The following is a 16908-nucleotide window of genomic DNA, read 5'->3' on the forward strand; positions in this document are numbered from 1 at the left end:
CATGACCGATGCCGGGCGGCGCGAGCGGTGGAAGGCTGGGGATACGACGGCGTGCCCCGCCCCTTCCGGAGCGGGGTCCCGCCGTGACCGGCTTTCCCCGCGGTGCCGTCCCGGGACCGCGGACACCGGTGGCGTCCGCCGGGTCCCGGTGGCACCGCCGCGGCCGGTCACGGCCACCGGCCGGGGCGCCGGCACCACCTGGGAGGAGTTCGCTGTGAGGGCAAGGAACACGCGCGATCCGGCGCACGGAACGGAACGTTCGGTCATCGACCGCCGATCGGCCGGCGCCGCGGCCCCTCCCGCGGAGGAGGCCGTGATCGGCGAACTGGCCATGGCGGTGTGCCGTGCGGCGGCACGCGGGGGCCGGTCCCCCGAGGCCGTGCTGGCGGCCGTGTCGGACGCCGAGCTGTCCGCGCTGTACCTCAGGTGCGCGCACGCGCACCGCGAGCGCGCCGGCCGCACCCCGGTGGCCTGAGGGATCCCCGCCCGGCGGCGTAGGATCAGCGCAGTCCACGACCGGGCTGAATCGCCATGACCACGGACTACGACTGCCGAGGAGGCCGCGTCCCGGCAGCGGGCGACGGGGCGACGGGGCGCTGGGGGGAAGCTGTGAAGCTGACGAAGTTCGGCCACGCGTGTGTGCGGCTCGAAGGCCCCGGAGGGAGGCTGGTCATCGATCCGGGGGCGCTCACCGAGGACGCGGCCGTGGAGGACGCGGACGGGATCCTGGTGACGCACGAGCACTTCGACCACTTCGCCGAGTCCCATGTGCGCACGGCGGCCGAGGCCAACCGGAACTTGCGGGTGTGGACGGTGCCGGCCGTGGCGGAACTGCTGACCGGGCTGGGCGACCGGCTCCAGGTCGTCGGCCACGGCGACGTCTTCGCGGCCGCCGGTTTCGAGGTCGAGGCGTTCGGCACCTGGCACGGCACGACGCACCCGGACATGCCGCCGGTCAGGAACACCGGCTTCCTCGTCGACGGCAGCGTGTTCCATCCCGGGGACGCGCTGACCGTGCCCGACCGGCCGGTCAAGACCCTGCTGATGCCGGTGCACACGTCCTGGTGCCGGACCGCCGAACTCATCGACTGGGTACGGGACATCGCCCCCGCGCGGGCCGTGCCCGTGCACGACAGCGCGCTCAACGGCGTGGGCGTCGCGATGGCGGACGGTCTGTTCGGCAAGCACGGGCCCGGCATCAACAGCACGTACGTCAGGCTGGATCCCATGGACGCGATCGACGACGCCTGAGCGGGCGACGCCGGCACGCCGGGCCGCGGCCCCACCAAGGCGGGACCCGGGCGGCCGTCATCCCGCCGGATCCGTCGACGGGGAGGAGAGCGGACCGAGCGCGTCACGCAGCGCGCCCCGGGACGTGATGTCGAGTTTCTGGAAGACGTGCCGCAGGTGGGCCCCGACGGTCCGGGAGGACAGGTTCAGCCGCTCCCCGATCTTCTTGTTGCTCAGCCCGGAGGCCGCGAGCATCGCTATCTCGCGCTCCCTCGACGTGAGCGCCGCCGGCCCCAGCTGCTCCCCTTGCGACCTGGTCCGGCCGGTGGCGAGCAGCTCGCTCTCGGCCCTGGCGGCCCAGGGCCGCGCGCCCATGCGCCGGAAGGCGTCGCGTGCCCGGCCGAGCTGCTCGCGTGCGGCGATGATCGCCCGGGCGCGCCGCAGGTGCTCGCCGTAGGCCAGCCGCACGCGGGCGAGTTCGAACGCCCAGCGTTCGGCGCCGGGGGTCCGCAGCGCCTCCTCGAAGAGCGCGGTGGCGGTGCTGTCGGAGGCGGCCATGGCCGCCGAGCCCGCCGCGAGCAGCGCCAGCCGCGGCGACAGGGAGGCGATCGCGGTCTCGCGCATCGCGGCGACGTGTGCCGCCGCCTCCGACCGGCGGTTGCTGCGGACGGCCGCCTCGACGAGGTCCATGGCCACCCACAGCGCGATCGGGGTGCGGAACGCGAACCGGCCCGCCGGGCTGATGGCCGCGGCATGCCGGTACGCCTCCTCGTAGTCACCGCGCCCCAGCGCCACCAGGGTCCGGATGTGCCACGAGTAGACCTGGGCGACCCGCACGCCCCGGGGAGCCGCCCACCGGGTGATGTCGTCGGCCTGCTCCTCGGCGGCGGCGAAGTCGCCCCGGACGGCGGCCAGCAGTGCCTGCCCCCACCGTCCCGGCACCGCGATGACCTGGTACCCGAGCTCGTCGCAGAGCCGGACGCCCTCGTCGAGCAGTTGCTGCGCCTCGTCCCACTTGCTGGTCAGGAAGTCGTCGATGCCCAGCAGGATCAGCGAGTTGATCGCCGAGCCGACGGCGCCGCCCTGGCGTCCGTCGCGGACGATGCGCCACAGCGCCCGGCGCAGACCCGAGAGCCGGTCCACGAAGACCGCCGCGATGGACAGCCAGACGATCCGGCTCGGGTCCAGTTCCTCCTCGCAGGATGCGATCAGGCCGTCGAGCCGCTCCAGCACGTCCTGGCCGGTGCGGGCCGGATCGCAGAACGTGCTGATGCACAGCGACACCAGGCCGTCGCCGGCCGACCGCGCGAGGATGTCGTGGAACGGGTCCCACAGCGCGGGCCGCCCGCCGAAGAAGCACACCAGCAGCAGCGTGTGGAACGCCTCGTTCACCACCCGCTCGTCCGTGCCGCCCCGCGCCGAGAAGGCTTCCAGGGCCCCGACCAGCAGGTGGTGGGCGGTGTCGATGTCGCCCTCGCCGGTGAGCAGGATGTACGCGGCGGAGACCGCGGTGTGCAGCGGAGCGTCGTCGCCGGGGTCTGCGGCGCGGGCGGCGGCCAGCATCTCCGGCGTTCCGCGCAGCTCGCCCGTGACGTCCGCGCCGATGTACGCGGCCTCGGACAGCCGCCGGCTCCGGTCGGCGCCGAGCGGACTCAGCTCGGCGGCCCGTACGAGTGCCGAGACCGCTCCGACGGCGTCGCCGCGCCTGAGCACACGCCGGGCGACGTCGTCGAGGAGCGCGGCCACCCGCTCGTCCGGCTCGACCGTCGCCTCGGCGAGGTGCCAGGCCCGGCGCTCGGGATGGTCCGCGAGGAGTTCGGCGAGGTCGTGGTGCGCGGCGTGCCGCTCCCTGCTGGTCGACCGTCCCACCACCGCCGAGCGGATCAGGGGGTGGGCGAAGACGACGCGGCGCGGGTTCTCCTCGATCCGGATCAGCCCGGCGCGCTCGGCGGGCTCCAGATCACCGGGACCGGGTGAACCCGGGCCGGTGGAAAGCAGGATGCGCGGGTCCCCGGTGGCGTCCAGGGCCGCGCGCAGCACCAGGCGGACCGTGGCGGCCGGAAGGCCGTCGAGCCGGGAGGCGAACACCGTCCTGACCCGTCGCAGCGGGGACTGCGGCTGCGACGCGTCCGCGGCGGCCGGCCCGCCGCCGGCCGCGTCGCCGGCCAGCTCCAGCAGGGCCAGCGGATTGCCCTGCGCCTCGGCCACCAACCGCACGCGTACGCCGGCCGCGAGGCCGGGGAAGCGGGCGCGCAGCAGGTCCGCCGCCGCCTCGTCGTCGAGCGGGCGCAGCTCGTGCTCGGGCAGGCCGATGTGTGCGAAGGGGCTGTCGGCCGCCGGGCGGGCCGCCGCGAGGAACCCGACGCGGCTGCCCTCCAGCCGCTGGGCGACCCAGCCCAGCACACCGGCGCTCGCCCGGTCGAGCCAGTGCACGTCGTCCACGACGACCAGCAGCGGCCGGCGGGCGGCGACGTGGCCGAACAGGGCGAGCGTCGCCTCGGACACCTGCGTCCGGTCCGGGTCCGGGCCCACGCCGAACCCCAGCGCGACCGCCAGGGCGTCGCGCGGCCCGGGACCGAGCGAGTCCAGCTCGCCTTCGAGGGGCAGGAGGACCTGGTGCAGCCCGGAATAGGGGACGTCGGCCTCGAATTCGACACCGGCACCGCGCAGCACCGACGCCCCGGCGGCCGGCGCCATCCGCGCGGCGCGGTCCAGCAGCACGGATTTGCCGATGCCCGCGTCACCGGTCAGGACAAGCGCCCCGCCCGTTTCCGAGGCCGCGCCCAGGAACGTGCGCAGGAGACCCACCGATTTCTCCCGCCCCACCAGGTCGCCGGCTGCCGCGGAACGCACCGGCCCAGGATCGCGCACCGCATCTCCTCGATTTCCCGAAACGGCCCGTCGAAGCACCCCCCGAGGACGCCGCCGAAAAGCCTACGCCCCCGTTCGGAGGCCGGCAGAGCGTCCCGCGGGCGGCTCACGACGTGCGATGCGGTCATATGGCCGATTCGACGGACCGGCCCGCCGACGCAAGCTCGTTCCGCGCGGCCGCTCACCGAGCGGCGGCGGACCACCGAGCCCCCGAGCCCACGTACCGGAGGTCGTCTTCCGTGAAAATGCGATTGAAGCCCCTGACCGACCTGTGGGACTGGCAGGTGAAGGCCGCCTGCCGCGGAATGGACGTCACCGTCTTCTTCTCCCCCTCCTACGAACGCGGGCGGGCCCGGCACCTGCGTGAGGAGCGGGCACGCGCGGTCTGCGAGTCGTGCCCGGTCCGCGTGCCGTGCGGGCGGTTCGCCCTCGCGACGCGGCAGGACTACGGGGTGTGGGGCGGCCTCACCGAAGGCGACCGGGTCGGCCGGCCGCCCGCCGCCGCGGAGCCGGGCCCCGCTGCCGCCGGTCATCGGCGCGGACCTGTCCTGACGTCGAGGAGCACCCGCGCCCGCGGGACACCGGGCGCGAAGGACTGAGCGGCCGGCGGAGCCCCTCGCCGCCGGGTGCCGAACGGGTTCGGCACTTCCGTGACGAGGGGCTCCGTCAATTCAGCGGGATGTCCCGGACGGAACGCCGGGGACGAGGATCGAGCGCCTCAGTCACGGGTGAGGACCATCCGGAAGCGCGCGGCGCCGGACATCATCCTCTGGTACGCCTCGTTGATCCGGCTGAGCGGCATGACCTCGTTCATCGGCGTGATCCCGTGCCGTGCGCTGAACTCCATGGTGTCCTGCACGGACCGGGAGGTCCCGGAGGGGTGCCCGCGGACGACGCGGCCGCGCAGGAGCAGCTGCAAGGGGTTGATGCCCATCGGCTCGAACGTCGCGCCGATGGCGACGAGCTCGCCACGCGGCGCCATGCCGTCGACGGTGGCCGCGATGGCCTCGGAGCTGGCGGCCGTCGCCATCACGACCTTGGCGCCGCCGAGGGCCTGGAGCGCTTCGGCGACAGGGGTGGCGGCGGTGCTGTCGATGTAGTGGTGGGCGCCGAGGTGCTCGGCCAGCTCCGCCTTCTCCTTGCCCCGGGCGATGGCCACCGTCTCGAAGCCCATCGCGACCGCGTACCTGACCCCGAGGTGCCCGAGGCCGCCGATGCCGAGGACGGCGACGAGATCGCCCGGGCGGGCGGGGCTGCGCCGCAAGCCGTCGAACATGGTCACGCCCGCGCAGGCCAGCGGGGCGGCGTCGACCGCCGACAGGCCGTCGGGGATACGTGCCAGGGCGTCGACCGGCACGATGGCGCTCTCGGCATAGCCGCCGTCGTAGGCCCAGCCGGGCACCTTCAGGTTGTCGCAGACGATGAAGTCGCCCTGCCGGCACGGCGTGCAGTGGCCGCAGCTTCCGCCGAACCACCCCACCGCCACCCGGTCGCCCACCTGCCAGCCGCTGTGGACGCCCTCGCCGACCTCGGCGATGCGGCCCGCGATCTCGTGCCCCGCGACCAGCGGGAACGTCAGCCCGGGGAAGACCCCGTTCACCATCCCGGCGTCGCTGTGGCAGATCCCGCAGGCCTCCACGGACACCCGCACATGCCCCCGGCCCGGCCGCAGCACCTCCCGTTCGACGATCTCGAACGGTCCCCCGGCGACGCCGACCTGTGCGGCTCGATAGGTCTCACTCATCACGATCCCTCTCCCTTCACATGCCACCTGCTGCGATTCGCAGCTCACCACGAACCACCGCATCGCGCACGTCGAAGGGGGTCCGACCTGCGCTTGGGCCTTGCCGGCACCTCCCACGGCACTTCTCCGGCCCCCTCCTCGGCACTCCTCGGCACTCCTCGGCACTCCTCGGAATTTCTCCGGCACTTCCCCGGCGCCCGTGTCGCGCCCGCCCCGGGACCCGGCTTCCGTCCGCCCGCCCGGGCCGGTCACATGGCGCAGGGTGGCCGATCCCCGTGCGCGGGCCGGGGCGGGTGGCGGTCACCGCCGAAGGCGCAGGTCGGACCGCCGGCCGGCCGGACCGGCCGTGCCCGGGGTTCCCGGCATCCCGGACGCCGTGCCCACCCCGGCTCACCCGTCAGGTGACCGATGCTCCGGGACGCCACCGTGCACAAGAGTGGGGCCAGGACCTCGCACAACAGCTCGCGCCACAGCTCGCACAACAGCTCGCGCAACGGGAGGAGACACCCGCCATGAACGGTGATCAGTCAGGTCTTCGGGCACGCGAGGCGGCGCACGAGGGGCCGCCTGCCTTGTCCTTGCGGCTCGGCCGCGTGCTGGGCGACGACACGACCCACCCCGTACGGGCGCGGTTCCGCTTCGACCCGGACACGCCCATGGTCATCGCCGTCACGTTCATGCCGGGACCCGGGGCATCCGTGACCTGGAGCATCGGCCGGGAGCTGTTCCACCGCGGCCTGTCGCGGGGGAGCGGGGAGCAGGACGTGCAGGTGTGGCCGGCGCGGGACCTGCCGGGTCTGGCGTGGCTCATGCTGCACTCCGGCGGCGTCAACGCCCTGTTCCAGCTGCCCGTCGAGCCGCTGGCCGAGTGGCTGGCGGCAACCTACCGGGCGGTTCCGGCCGAGGCGGAGAGCCGGGCACTGGACTGGGACGCCTTCCTCGCGGAGATCCTCGGCACCCCGGGGGTGGGCTGAGCCGGGGTCCGCGGCGTGCGGTGACGCCGCGGCACGGGCGTTCGCGAGGCCGCCCGGGAACGGCCGGCTCCCGGGCGCGGAGCGCGCTCGCCGGGGCGGCGGCGAACCCGGCGCCCGCCCCGGCGGGAACGGTCCCGTCCGAGGAGGCGGTGACGCCCCGGGGCTGAGGTAACGTGCGGGGAGGGCGGCTGGCGGCGACGGCGATGGGGCGATCGTGACACATCCGGTGGACGGTCCTGGGCACGGGCGGGGGACCGGCCTGGTCGGGCGCGGACCGGAATGCGCCCTCCTGGACGAGCTGATAGCCAACGTCCGCTCCGGCGAGAGCGGGGTGCTCGTCCTGCACGGCACGCCCGGGGTCGGCAAGTCGGCGCTGCTGGAGTACGCGGAGCGGTCGGCGACGGACATGCGGGTGCTGCGCGCCGTCGGCGTGGAGTCCGAGATGGAGCTGCCCTTCGCGACCCTGCACCATTTCTGCTCGCCGCTGCTGGACCGCGCGAAGCGCCTCCCCGCGCCGCAGCGCGAGGCACTGGAGACGGTGTTCGGCATGCGCGCGGCGCCCGCGCCGGAGCGCTTCCTGGTCGCCCTGGGGGTGCTGAGCCTGCTGTCGGACACCGCGGAGGAGCGTCCGCTGCTGTGCGTGGTCGACGACGCGCAGTGGATGGACCACGCCTCGGCGCAAGTGCTGGGCTTCGTCGCCCGGCGTTCGCAGGCGGAGTCGATGGGCCTGCTCTTCGGAGCCCGCGAGCGGCCCCGGGACCTGCTCGGACTGCCCGACCTGGCGGTCACCGGGCTGCGTGACGCCGACGCCCACGCGCTGCTGGACTCGGTGACGCGTGTCCGCCTCGACCAGCGCGTCCGTGACCGGTTCGTGGCCGAGACGAGGGGCAATCCGCTGGCCCTGCTGGAACTGCCGCGCGGGCTGAGCGTGACGCAGCTCGCGGGTGGCTTCGGCCTGCCGCACGCCGACATGCTGCCGGCCCGGATCGAGGAGAGCTTCCTGGCCCGGATCGCCGACCTGCCCGACCAGACCCGGCTGCTGCTGCTGGTCGCCGCCGCCGAGCCGACCGGTGACCCCGCCCTGGTCTGGCAGGCGGCCAGCCGGCTCGGCGCCAGGCCGGAGACGGCGCTGGTGGACGGCACCGACGGGCTGCTGTCGTTCGGCGCGCGGGTGATCTTCCGCCACCCCCTCGTACGCTCGGCCGTGTACCGGTCGGCGAGGGCGGACGAACGCAGGGCGGTGCACAAGGCGCTGGCGGAGGCCACCGACCCGCACACCGACCCGGACCGCCGTGCCTGGCACCTCGCGTCCGCGGCGGCCGCACCCGACGAGAGCGTCGCGGCGGAGCTCGAACGGTCCGCCGACCGCGCCCAGGCCCGTGGCGGGCCGGCCGCCGCCGCGGCCTTCCTGCGCCGCTCCGCCGCGCTGACCGTCGACACCGCGCGGCGTGCCGAGCGCGCCCTGGCGGCCGCGAACGCCGCCTTCCGGGCGGGCGACCTGGACGCCGCGCGGGAACTCCTCGCCGCCGCCGAGCGGGACGCGGAGGAGGAGTTCCAGCGCGCCCGGGCGTATCTGCTGCGCAGCCGCATCACCTTCGCCGCCGGCTTCAACGACCAGGCGCCGCCGATGCTGCTGGCGGCCGCCCGGCGCCTGGAGCGGTTCGACATGAAGCTGGCGCGGGAGACCTATCTCGTCGCGTGGGCCACGGCGACGTTCGCCGCCTCGGACGGGGACGTGCTCACGGAGATCTCCCGGGCGGTGCGGGAGCTTCCGGCTCCCGACGGCGGTCCCGGCACCCTCGACCTCGTCCTGGAGGGCTACGCGCTGCTGGTCACCGAGGGCTACAACGCCGCACTCCCCACGTTCCGCAAGGTGATGCCCGCCCTCGTGGACTATCCCGCGCAGGACCTCCTGGCCTGGGGCTGGGCGACCTGCGGGGTGAGCTGCGCCCTGTGGGACGACCGGGTCATGCACGAGACCTACGCCAGGGCGGTCGAGGTGGCGCGCTCCGCCGGAGCCCTGACGGAACTGCCCATCTACCTCGCGTCGCTGGGGATCTCCACCGTCATGGCCGGCGACCTCGCCGCCGCCACCGCGATCGTCGCCGAATCCGAGGCCGTGGCCGCGGCGACGGGCATGCCCATCGCGCAGCACACCAAGCTCCTGCTCACGGCCGTGCAGGGCAAGGAGACCGAGGCCGCCGACCTGATCGCCGACACCATCGAGTGGGCGTCCGCGGACGGCCAGACGAACGCGGTCACGTGCGCGCACTGGGCCGCCGCCGTCCTCTACAACGGCCTGGGCCGGTACGAGCGCGCGCTGCCCGCGGCGCGCACCATCAGGCGGATCGACCAGGCGTTCGTCGCCATGTGGGTGCTGCCCGAACTCGTCGAAGCGGCGTCCCGCGTCGGGGAGGAGACGGTCGCCCGCGAGGCGCTCCAGGGGCTGGTGGACGCCGCCGGGATGTGCGACACCGACTGGGCGCGGGGCATCCTGGCCCGCTCCCGGGCGCTGCTGAGCGAGGGCGCCGCCGCGGAGGACCTCTACCGCGAGGCGGTCGAGCGCTTCGGCCGCACGCGGCTGCGCCCGGAACTCGCCCGCGCCCACCTGCTGTACGGCGAGTGGCTGCGGCGTGAGCGGCGGCGGGCCGAGGCGCAGGAGCACCTGCACGCCGCCTACGGGATGTTCGTCTCCATCGGGATGGAGGCGTTCGCCGAGCGTGCCCGCCGGGAGCTGCTCGTCTCCGGCGAGGCGGTCGGCAAGCGCGGGCCCGCGGCGCCGTCGAGCGACGAACTGACGGAGCAGGAGCGGCAGATCGCCCTGCTCGCGCGGGACGGCTTCTCCAACTCGGAGGTCGCGGCCCGGCTCTTCCTGAGCCCGCGGACGGTCGAGTGGCACCTGCGCAAGGTCTTCACCAAGCTCGCGATCACCTCCCGGCGGCAGTTGCGCACCGCCCTGCCCGTCAGCGAGTACGAGGCCACGGCCGGGTAGCCGGGCGCGAGGGCCCCGGGCGGGCGCGACGCCGGAAGCGGCCGCACACGTCACACGTCCTCGGCTCGCTCCCCCCGGCACCGCGGCTGTCCACGCGGACGACGCCGCTGAGCCGGCACCCGAGCGACCCGGGGCCGGCCAGGACGTGACGGCCGTCGCCACGGCGGGCAGGGCACGCGCGGCCCGGGACGCCGGTGGCGCCCCGGGAGCGGGCGTGCCCTGCCCGGATCCGCGGCCGGACCGGGCCGGCCGGCGGTCAGTCCAGCGCTATGACGCCGGCCTGGATCGGGGCCTGTTCGGCGTAGGGCGCGCCGGTCACGACGAAGACGAGACCGGGGCGGCGCCACGATCCCGGGCTCGTCAGCGGGATGGTGAACCGGCTGTAGCCCCTGGGCATCGGCGAGGTCAGCCGGGTCCACTTGCTGGGGTCACCGAGGTGCCGGTTGACGAAGAAGTCGGCGTCGCTGTTGGCGCTGACGACGATCGTGCCCATGGGGCCGCCGGAGTCCGACCACACCACGGTCGGGGCGGCCGAGGGGGCGTACCCGTCCTGGTCGAGGAGTGCGATCGCCGGGGACTCGCCGAACTTCTCCGGGTCCCGGGCCAGCTTGTAGCGCATGGGGTAGTAGGTGTCCGAGACGCCGTACTCGTAGGTCATGATCCACAGGCTGTGCGCCACCTGCGCGACGGTGATCATGCCCGGCCGCTCGGCGTAGACGTCGCCCACGGCGTCGTCGACGACCGGGCCCCAGTGCCGCAGGTCCCGGCTGGTCTGGTGGGCCAGCTTCTGGCCGTACTTCGGGTCGCGCTGGTCGGAGTAGTAGCAGACGAGCTTGTCGCGGTGCAGCAGCAGGAACGGCTCCCACACGGGTGTGTTGCCGTTCGTCGGGTTGGGCGGGCCGCCCTCGGCCACCGTGCTGAGGAACGTCCAGGTCAGGCCGCGGTCGACGCTCGCGTACAGCACGATCCGCGTACTGGAGGAGTCCAGTGAGTTGCCGGCGCACAGCAGGGCGCCCTTCGGGAGGCCGCCGAAGGCGCGCGGCAGCTCGTACAGGTACGGCTGCAGCCAGACCCGTCCGGCCTCGCCGCCCGCCGGCACGTTGCTCCACGGACGCCAGGTGCGGCCGTCGTCGTCGCTGCGGTGGACCGGGAACCCGCCCGGCTGCGCGAACTGCTGGTACGTCGCCAGCAGCGTCCGCGACCCGCCCGGCCGCCCCTCGCTGAGCCGCACGGCTCGCGCGTACGATCCGCCCGGGTTCGGGTCGGCCACCGTGACCGGACCGAACGGGACCTCGCCCCGCGGCCTTCCGGAGTCCGCCGGCGCCGCGACCGCGGCTCCCGCGCTGCCCAGGGACAGGGCCACGGCCGCGGCTCCCCCCGCCCCGAGGAGCGCACGGCGTCTCAGGCGCGCCGTCCCGCCGTCCCCGCCATCCGCACCTTCCGCACCGTCTGCTTGCCGTCCATCGGTGGATGCGCTCCACCGCGAATCACGACCATTCCGCATGGCTCACCTTCGCTTCGTTGAGACCGGCGGCGGGGACGTTACGCGCAACTTTGTTGCCGGGTCAACGGTTATGACGTCCGACCAGGAGTTGTTGAGGCAAAAGTTGAAAGAAAGCCGCGCTCAGAGTGCTCCCAGAGTCTTCAATTGTGCGGATCCTTGCCGTGAAGGACGCGTGGGGCGCGGGCCCGGACCCTGAGTCCGCCGAGGTGCCCGCCGAGGTGCCCGCCGAGGTGCCCGCCGCGGTGTCCGCCGAGGTGTCCGCGCCGTGCCGTGACGCCGCCTTCGCGGGGGCGCCCCCGGAATCGGCCGTGAACTACCCTTCTCCCCGTGAACCAGCCAGTGGGCGTGCCGCCCCCACCGCCGTCGCTCGGCGTGCGGGACCTCAACCGGCTGCGGGTGATCGAGTCGATCTACCTCCATCCGGGCTGCAGCCGCACCGACATCGCCCGGCGGACCGGACTGTCGCGCGGCACCGTGTCGACCGTGGCCGAGGAACTCGACCGCGCCGAGCTGATCCGCGAGTACGAGGCCCCCGAGGAGGAGCAGCGCCGCCGCGGCACCGGACGACGGCCCACGCTGCTGTCCCTCGTGCCCGGCGCGGGGTTCGCCATCGGCATCGACATCGGCCACCAGCACGTCCGCGTGATCATCTGCGACCTGGCCGGCGAACCGGTCGCCGAGCAGTGGTCGGCGGCCCAGGTCGACGAGGCGCCGTCGGCGACGCTGGACCTCGCGAACGACCTGGTCCGGCGGGCGCTGCGGGACGCGGGGGTCGCCCCGCAGCGGGTGCTCGGCGCCGGCATCGGGCTGGCCGCGCCGATCGACCCGGGCACCGGCGAGGTCAGGGCGGACGGCATCCTCCCGGGCTGGCAGGGCGTCGTCCCGGCCGCCGAGATGCGGGAGCGGCTCGGCGTGTCCGTACAACTGGCCAACGATGCCGACGCCGGCGCCCTCGGCGAGAACGTCTTCGGCGCCGGCCGGGGCGTCGACGACATGATCTACATCCGGCTGTCGGCCGGCGTGGGCGGCGGGCTCATCCTCGCCGGGCAGCCCTACCGCGGCGCCCGCGGCATCGCCGGTGAGATCGGGCACGTCTGCGTCAGGCCCGACGGCCTGATCTGCCGGTGCGGCAACCGGGGGTGCCTGGAGACGGTCGCGAGCCCTGTCGCGGTGGCGCGGCAACTGGAGCACGTCATCGACCGGCCGGCCGGCGACCAGTTGCCCGGCCTGATCGCGGCCGGCGACCGGCGGGCGCTGCGGGCCGTGGCCGACGCCGGTGAGGCCGTCGGGTTCGCCCTGTCGGCGGTCGTGAACGTCCTCAACCCCGAACTCGTGGTCGTCGGCGGCGAACTGGCCGCGGCGGGCGAGGCGTTGCTGGACCCGATCCGCGCCACCGTCCACCGGCACAGCCTCGTCGGCGCGGCCACCACGGCCAAGGTCATCACCGGAGTGCTCGGCGACCGCGCCGAAGTCCTGGGCGCCGCGGCCCTGATTCTGGCCCGTTCCCCCGCGGCCCTCGCCGAACGCATGCGCGCGGCTTCCTAGAGCCGGCCCTCGCGCCGGCTGGCACGGTCAGCGAAGGTGCTCTGCCCGTGGCGGGCGGCCGGTGGCGGCCGGGCACGACCGGTGGTGGCCCCGGCACCCGTACGAGGTCGTGCGGGCGGGGGCGGGCATGTGCGCCCACCCCCGCCCGCGCGCCGTACTTCCCTGTCGGACGGTGCCGACCGGTGTCCGACGGTGTCAGCCGGTGTCAGACGTTCGAGCAGATGGTGCCGTTGAGGGAGAAGCTGGTCGGTGCCGTTGCCAGGCCCGTGTCGACGCCGTTGAAGCCGACGCTGACCGATCCGCCGTTCGCGGCGATGGTGCCGTTCCAGTCGGCGCTGGTGACGGTGACGTCCTGCCCGCTCTGGGTCCAGGTGCCGTTCCAGCCGGACTGCACCGCCTCACCGGCGGCGGGGAAGGTGAAGGTCAGCTTCCAGCCGTTGATCGGGGTGGCGGCCCTGTTGGTCATCGTGATGTTCGCGCCGAAACCGCCCGACCAACTGCTGCTGATGGCGTAGTGGACCGCGCAACTGCTGTCGGCGGGCGGCGGTACGGTGAAGGTGAGCGGCGCCGAGGGCAGTGACGGGTTGCCGTGCGTGTCGACCGCGACCACGTCATAGGTGTAGCTCGCGCCGATGGTCAGGCCGCTGAGCGGCCACGTGGTGCCGGTCGGGCTGCCGACCAGCGTGCTGCTCCCGCCGCTGCCGAGCCGGTAGAGCTGGTAGTTGGCGACGGGGTAGGTGCCGGCCGTCGACGCGGGCCAGCTCAGGGTGCCCGTACCGGTGTTCGCGCCCGAGGTGCTGGAGGACAGGTTCGACACGGTCGGCTGCCCGGGCGCGCCGGGGGCGGTGGTCCCGGTGCCGCCGCTGCCCGGCACCTGCAGGACGGTCAGGCTGTACGGGGCGACCGTGACGGCCGAGGTCGAGGTCTGCGTGGTGCTGGTGATCTTGTTGGCGTTGTTGCCGAGGGTGTAGACGGTCGGTCCGCCGGTCGGGGTGAAGTTGTTGTAGCCGAGGTTGACGGTGTACGAGTTCGTCGGGTCCTCGTTGTCGATCAGGATGTCGAGGTTGCCGCCGTGGCGCACCGCGTGCGCCTTCACCAGCGAGTTGCTGGACGAGGCGATGACCATCGTGTCGCCCGCGCCGCCGAGCTTGGAGAGCATCTCCACGGCGTAGTAGGGGGCGAACGGGGTGTCGACGGCCGGTTCGGTGACTCCGCTGCTGTTGGCGCCGTTGGCGAACATGCCGTAGTCGCCGTAGTCCTGGGCGCCGCCCACGGTGCTCGGGGTGGTGGGCCCGTTGTGCTCGTCCCACCAGTCGACGTTGCTGACCCCGTTCTCCAGCCAGGACATGTACATGTCCGCAGCGAAGAGCCCGCCGGGCTGGGTGTCCGAGTCCACCGACGAGTTCGTCTCGGTGACCACGATCGGCACGTTGGAGGGGTTCACGCCGGCGTACTGCTGGATCTCGGAACGCAGGGTCGAGACGATGCCGGGGATGTCGCTCGGCCTGCCCAGCATGGTCGCCGCGGAATCGGTGCTCTGGGCCGGGTAGTAGTGCACGATGACGCAGTCGGTCTTGGACTTCAGCGCCGAGAGCACGGTCTGGTTCCAGGACTGCGGGTACTCCGAGTTGGTCACGTTGTCCGGCCAGTAACCCGGTGTGGTGAGCACCGCGCAGACGTGGGCGGTCGAACTGACCGCCTTGATCGCCGAGTTGTAGGCGAGGACGTTCTGGGCGTACTCGGTCGGGCCGCAGTTGTACGTCTGCGACGGCTCGTTGCCGATGGTGACCGCGCTGCCGTTCAGCGTGGACTTGCAGTGGCTGTCGGTCTCCCAGTTGGCGCCGTAGGTGCCGTTGCCGTAGATCTCGTTGCCGACCTCCCAGTACTTCACGGCGACGTTGTCGGCCGCGGCCTGCTGCACCCACGCGGAGGCCAGCGCGGTGGTGCCGCTGCCGTAGTTGACGGTGATCACCGACTGGGCGTTCGCGGCCTTCGCGGTGGCGGCGAACTGGCTGAAGGACGTGCCCGGCGCGATGTAGCCGCCGGCCACGGCGGTCTGCGTCTGCCAGTTGTAGATGTCCGAGTACGAGCCGCCCGGGTAGCGCAGCGCGCCGATCCCCGCGGCCTTGAGCAGGCCGGGGATGGGCGTGTCGTTCATGTAGCCGTCGTAGACGGCGGTGTTCAGGCCGACGCCTTCCGCGGGGAAGGTGCCGAGCCCCGCGGTGCCGTTCACGGTCACGGTGGCCGTCGAGGCGGCGGCGGCGGCCTTGGCGGCCGGGGCCGCCTTCGCGTTCGCCGCGGCCGCGGGCGTCACGGCGACGCCGCCGAGCGCCGCGGCGCCGGTCAGGAGCAGGCCCAGCGTCAGGGCCGCCCCTCGTCTCCGGTCCGTCCTCGTGCCTCTCCTGCCCGTCGTGCCTTTCGTGCCTTCCATGGGGCGCACGTCGATCTCCTTCCGGACGGACCCCGCCCGGCCGGCGCCGCGCGCGGCACCCCGGTGGACGCGGGGTGTGCCGTTGCGCGGGCGTGCGGCGGGTGAGCGGGACCACGCCTGTTGTGGGGGGTTCGGTGATCCGGCCGGCGCGGGCCGCCGGCGCACGTGGGGTACGCCGCCTTGCCGGTGGCCGGCCTGGGCGGCCACCACGGCCGGCGTGCCCGTACCGGTGACGAGCGCCGGTACGCGCGGGAGCCGTCGGTGGTGCCACGCAGGTGTGGCCCGATGCCGGTGTACGGGGGGCACGGGCTCGTGGAGCGGCCGGGGCCCGGCGCGTTCGCCGGGGTCCGCACCGCGGATGGGGGGTGAGGCGGTGGTTCGGCCCCCGACCTGTCAGGCCGCCGCCGGACCGCGTGGCCGGCGCCCGGCGCCGCCGGCGCCTCCAGGGGAGCGAGCGTCACTCGTCATATGGGGCGTAAGCATCCAAACCATCCTTGTGAGCGCTCACAATTCAAGCGCCCGGTGTGGGGGGCGGAGGTTGTCGGAAGGGGAGGCCCGATACCTGTCGTATCGAAGGGGAGCGTGGCAACAGGAGGCGCGATCGTCAAGAGCGCGTGAGGTGCGAGCGGTGGGCCGCGGCCCATCGCGGTGGCCCCGGCCGGCGGGACGCGGGCCGCTCGCCGGCCGCGGGCGGCTCAGGGGAGGCAGGCGGGGAACGACCGTACCCTGCCCCCGCGTGAGCGGCGAAGCACGGCCGGGCCGGCTCAGAGCGCGGCCGCGAACTCCACGAAGGTGGCCCACTCGGCGGGGGAGAAGGCGAGCCGCGGCCCCTCCTTGTCCTTCGAGTCGCGCACGTGGACGGTGCCGGGGCAGGTCGCGACCTCGACGCAGTCGCCGCCGTCCGAACCGCTGTAGCTGCTCTTGAACCAGGAGACGGCCACCTCGATGCAGTTGTCGCCTTCTGAGCCGCTGTAGCTGCTCTTGAACCAGGCCGGATCGGTCGTGGTCATAGCGATCCTCGCATTCGCTTCAACAGGCTGCTGGAGTCCTCGGGGGTGAGGGCCTGCGAGCGCAGTTTTGCATACCGCTGGTGGAGGACGCTGATCTCTTTCGGGTCAGAGATGAGACGGCCGTTCTTCTGGCCTTCCGAGTACGCGAACCAGTGGTTGTCGGGGGTCTCCAGGAGGGCGATGGGTCCGTCCAGGCCCGCGTGCGTGGGGCGACGGAGCGGCATGACCTGCACCTCGACGTTCCAGTGCCGCTCGTCCACGTCGAGCAGGTGGTCCAGCAACTCGCTCGTGACCTCGGTACCGCCGGTACGCCGTTCCAGCACGGCCTCCTCGATGATGAAGCTGAACGAGCAGAGCGGCGTGCGCCGGACGGACAGCAATTCTTGCCGCGCGAGCCGTGCGGCGACCCGCTCGTTCAGGACGGCTTCCTCGGGCAGCGGTGGAACGCTCAGCGACACTGCCCTCGCGTACGCCTCTGTCTGCAACAGCCCGGGTACGACCCGGCAGTCGTACGTGTAGAGGCTGATCGCGTGGCCCTCCATCCCTCTTCTTCGGAGGGAATCCCCGCCTTCAGGCGGGGAGGGAATCCGATCCTGAGTAGGGCGGT

General features: G+C 73.7%; 11 protein-coding genes and 1 pseudogene. 6 read left to right on the forward strand and 6 right to left on the reverse strand.

All coding sequences use genetic code 11. The features are described from left to right. Positions 1 to 214: 214 nt before the first annotated feature. Positions 215 to 475 carry a hypothetical protein gene (locus K7G61_RS28850; protein WP_225849955.1) on the forward strand — a complete coding sequence of 87 codons (261 nt, stop codon included), beginning with the start codon at positions 215 to 217 and terminating at the stop codon, positions 473 to 475. Positions 476 to 609: 134 nt separating this feature from the next. Continuing rightward, on the forward strand, positions 610 to 1251 hold the full coding sequence (locus tag K7G61_RS28855) for an MBL fold metallo-hydrolase (RefSeq protein ID WP_225849956.1): 642 nt from the start codon (positions 610 to 612) through the stop codon (positions 1249 to 1251). A gap of 57 nt (positions 1252 to 1308) precedes the next feature. Here K7G61_RS28855 and K7G61_RS28860 read toward each other — a convergent pair whose 3' ends face one another. Continuing rightward, the gene (locus K7G61_RS28860) at positions 1309 to 4083 is read right to left on the reverse strand and encodes an AAA family ATPase (protein ID WP_225849957.1); all 2775 of its coding nucleotides are present in this window, start codon (positions 4081 to 4083) and stop codon (positions 1309 to 1311) included. Positions 4084 to 4346: 263 nt separating this feature from the next. On the opposite strand from K7G61_RS28860, the gene K7G61_RS28865 reads away from it, so the two are divergent. Continuing rightward, positions 4347 to 4700 carry a WhiB family transcriptional regulator gene (locus K7G61_RS28865; protein WP_225849958.1) on the forward strand — a complete coding sequence of 118 codons (354 nt, stop codon included), beginning with the start codon at positions 4347 to 4349 and terminating at the stop codon, positions 4698 to 4700. Positions 4701 to 4819: 119 nt separating this feature from the next. On the opposite strand, the gene K7G61_RS28870 is transcribed toward K7G61_RS28865, so the two are convergent. Further along, positions 4820 to 5845 carry an alcohol dehydrogenase gene (locus tag K7G61_RS28870; RefSeq protein WP_225849959.1) on the reverse strand — a complete coding sequence of 342 codons (1026 nt, stop codon included), beginning with the start codon at positions 5843 to 5845 and terminating at the stop codon, positions 4820 to 4822. 512 nt (positions 5846 to 6357) lie between these two features. Here K7G61_RS28870 and K7G61_RS28875 point away from each other — a divergent pair. Both K7G61_RS28875 and K7G61_RS28880 read left to right on the forward strand, forming a co-directional pair. After that, the gene (locus K7G61_RS28875; protein WP_225849960.1) at positions 6358 to 6819 is read left to right on the forward strand and encodes an SsgA family sporulation/cell division regulator; all 462 of its coding nucleotides are present in this window, start codon (positions 6358 to 6360) and stop codon (positions 6817 to 6819) included. A 214-nt stretch (positions 6820 to 7033) separates the two neighbouring features. Then, a complete protein-coding gene (locus tag K7G61_RS28880) occupies positions 7034 to 9811 on the forward strand; it encodes an AAA family ATPase (protein WP_225849961.1) in 2778 nt (925 codons plus the stop codon). A 256-nt stretch (positions 9812 to 10067) separates the two neighbouring features. Here K7G61_RS28880 and K7G61_RS28885 read toward each other — a convergent pair whose 3' ends face one another. After that, a complete protein-coding gene (locus tag K7G61_RS28885; RefSeq protein ID WP_225849962.1) occupies positions 10068 to 11174 on the reverse strand; it encodes a hypothetical protein in 1107 nt (368 codons plus the stop codon). Positions 11175 to 11642: 468 nt separating this feature from the next. On the opposite strand from K7G61_RS28885, the gene K7G61_RS28890 reads away from it, so the two are divergent. After that, positions 11643 to 12860 carry an ROK family transcriptional regulator gene (locus tag K7G61_RS28890; protein ID WP_225849963.1) on the forward strand — a complete coding sequence of 406 codons (1218 nt, stop codon included), beginning with the start codon at positions 11643 to 11645 and terminating at the stop codon, positions 12858 to 12860. Between the two features lie 205 nt (positions 12861 to 13065). Here the strand turns inward: K7G61_RS28890 and K7G61_RS28895 are convergent, their stop codons facing one another. The 3 genes and pseudogenes from K7G61_RS28895 to K7G61_RS28905 all read right to left on the reverse strand — a co-directional run. Beyond that, complete coding sequence (locus tag K7G61_RS28895; protein WP_225849969.1) at positions 13066 to 15291, reverse strand: cellulose binding domain-containing protein; 2226 nt, start codon at positions 15289 to 15291, stop codon at positions 13066 to 13068. Positions 15292 to 16055: 764 nt separating this feature from the next. Further along, positions 16056 to 16301, reverse strand: coding sequence for a DUF397 domain-containing protein (locus K7G61_RS28900; RefSeq protein ID WP_225849964.1), 246 nt, complete (start codon positions 16299 to 16301; stop codon positions 16056 to 16058). Further along, positions 16298 to 16843: pseudogene (locus K7G61_RS28905) on the reverse strand (DUF5753 domain-containing protein); the annotation flags it as partial. The pseudogene K7G61_RS28905 and the gene K7G61_RS28900, both read right to left, overlap by 4 nt. Between the last annotated feature and the right edge of the window lie 65 nt (positions 16844 to 16908).

Origin of the sequence: Streptomyces sp. HPF1205 (genome assembly GCF_020400825.1) — a bacterium.
Taxonomy (GTDB): Bacteria; Actinomycetota; Actinomycetes; order Streptomycetales; family Streptomycetaceae; genus Actinacidiphila.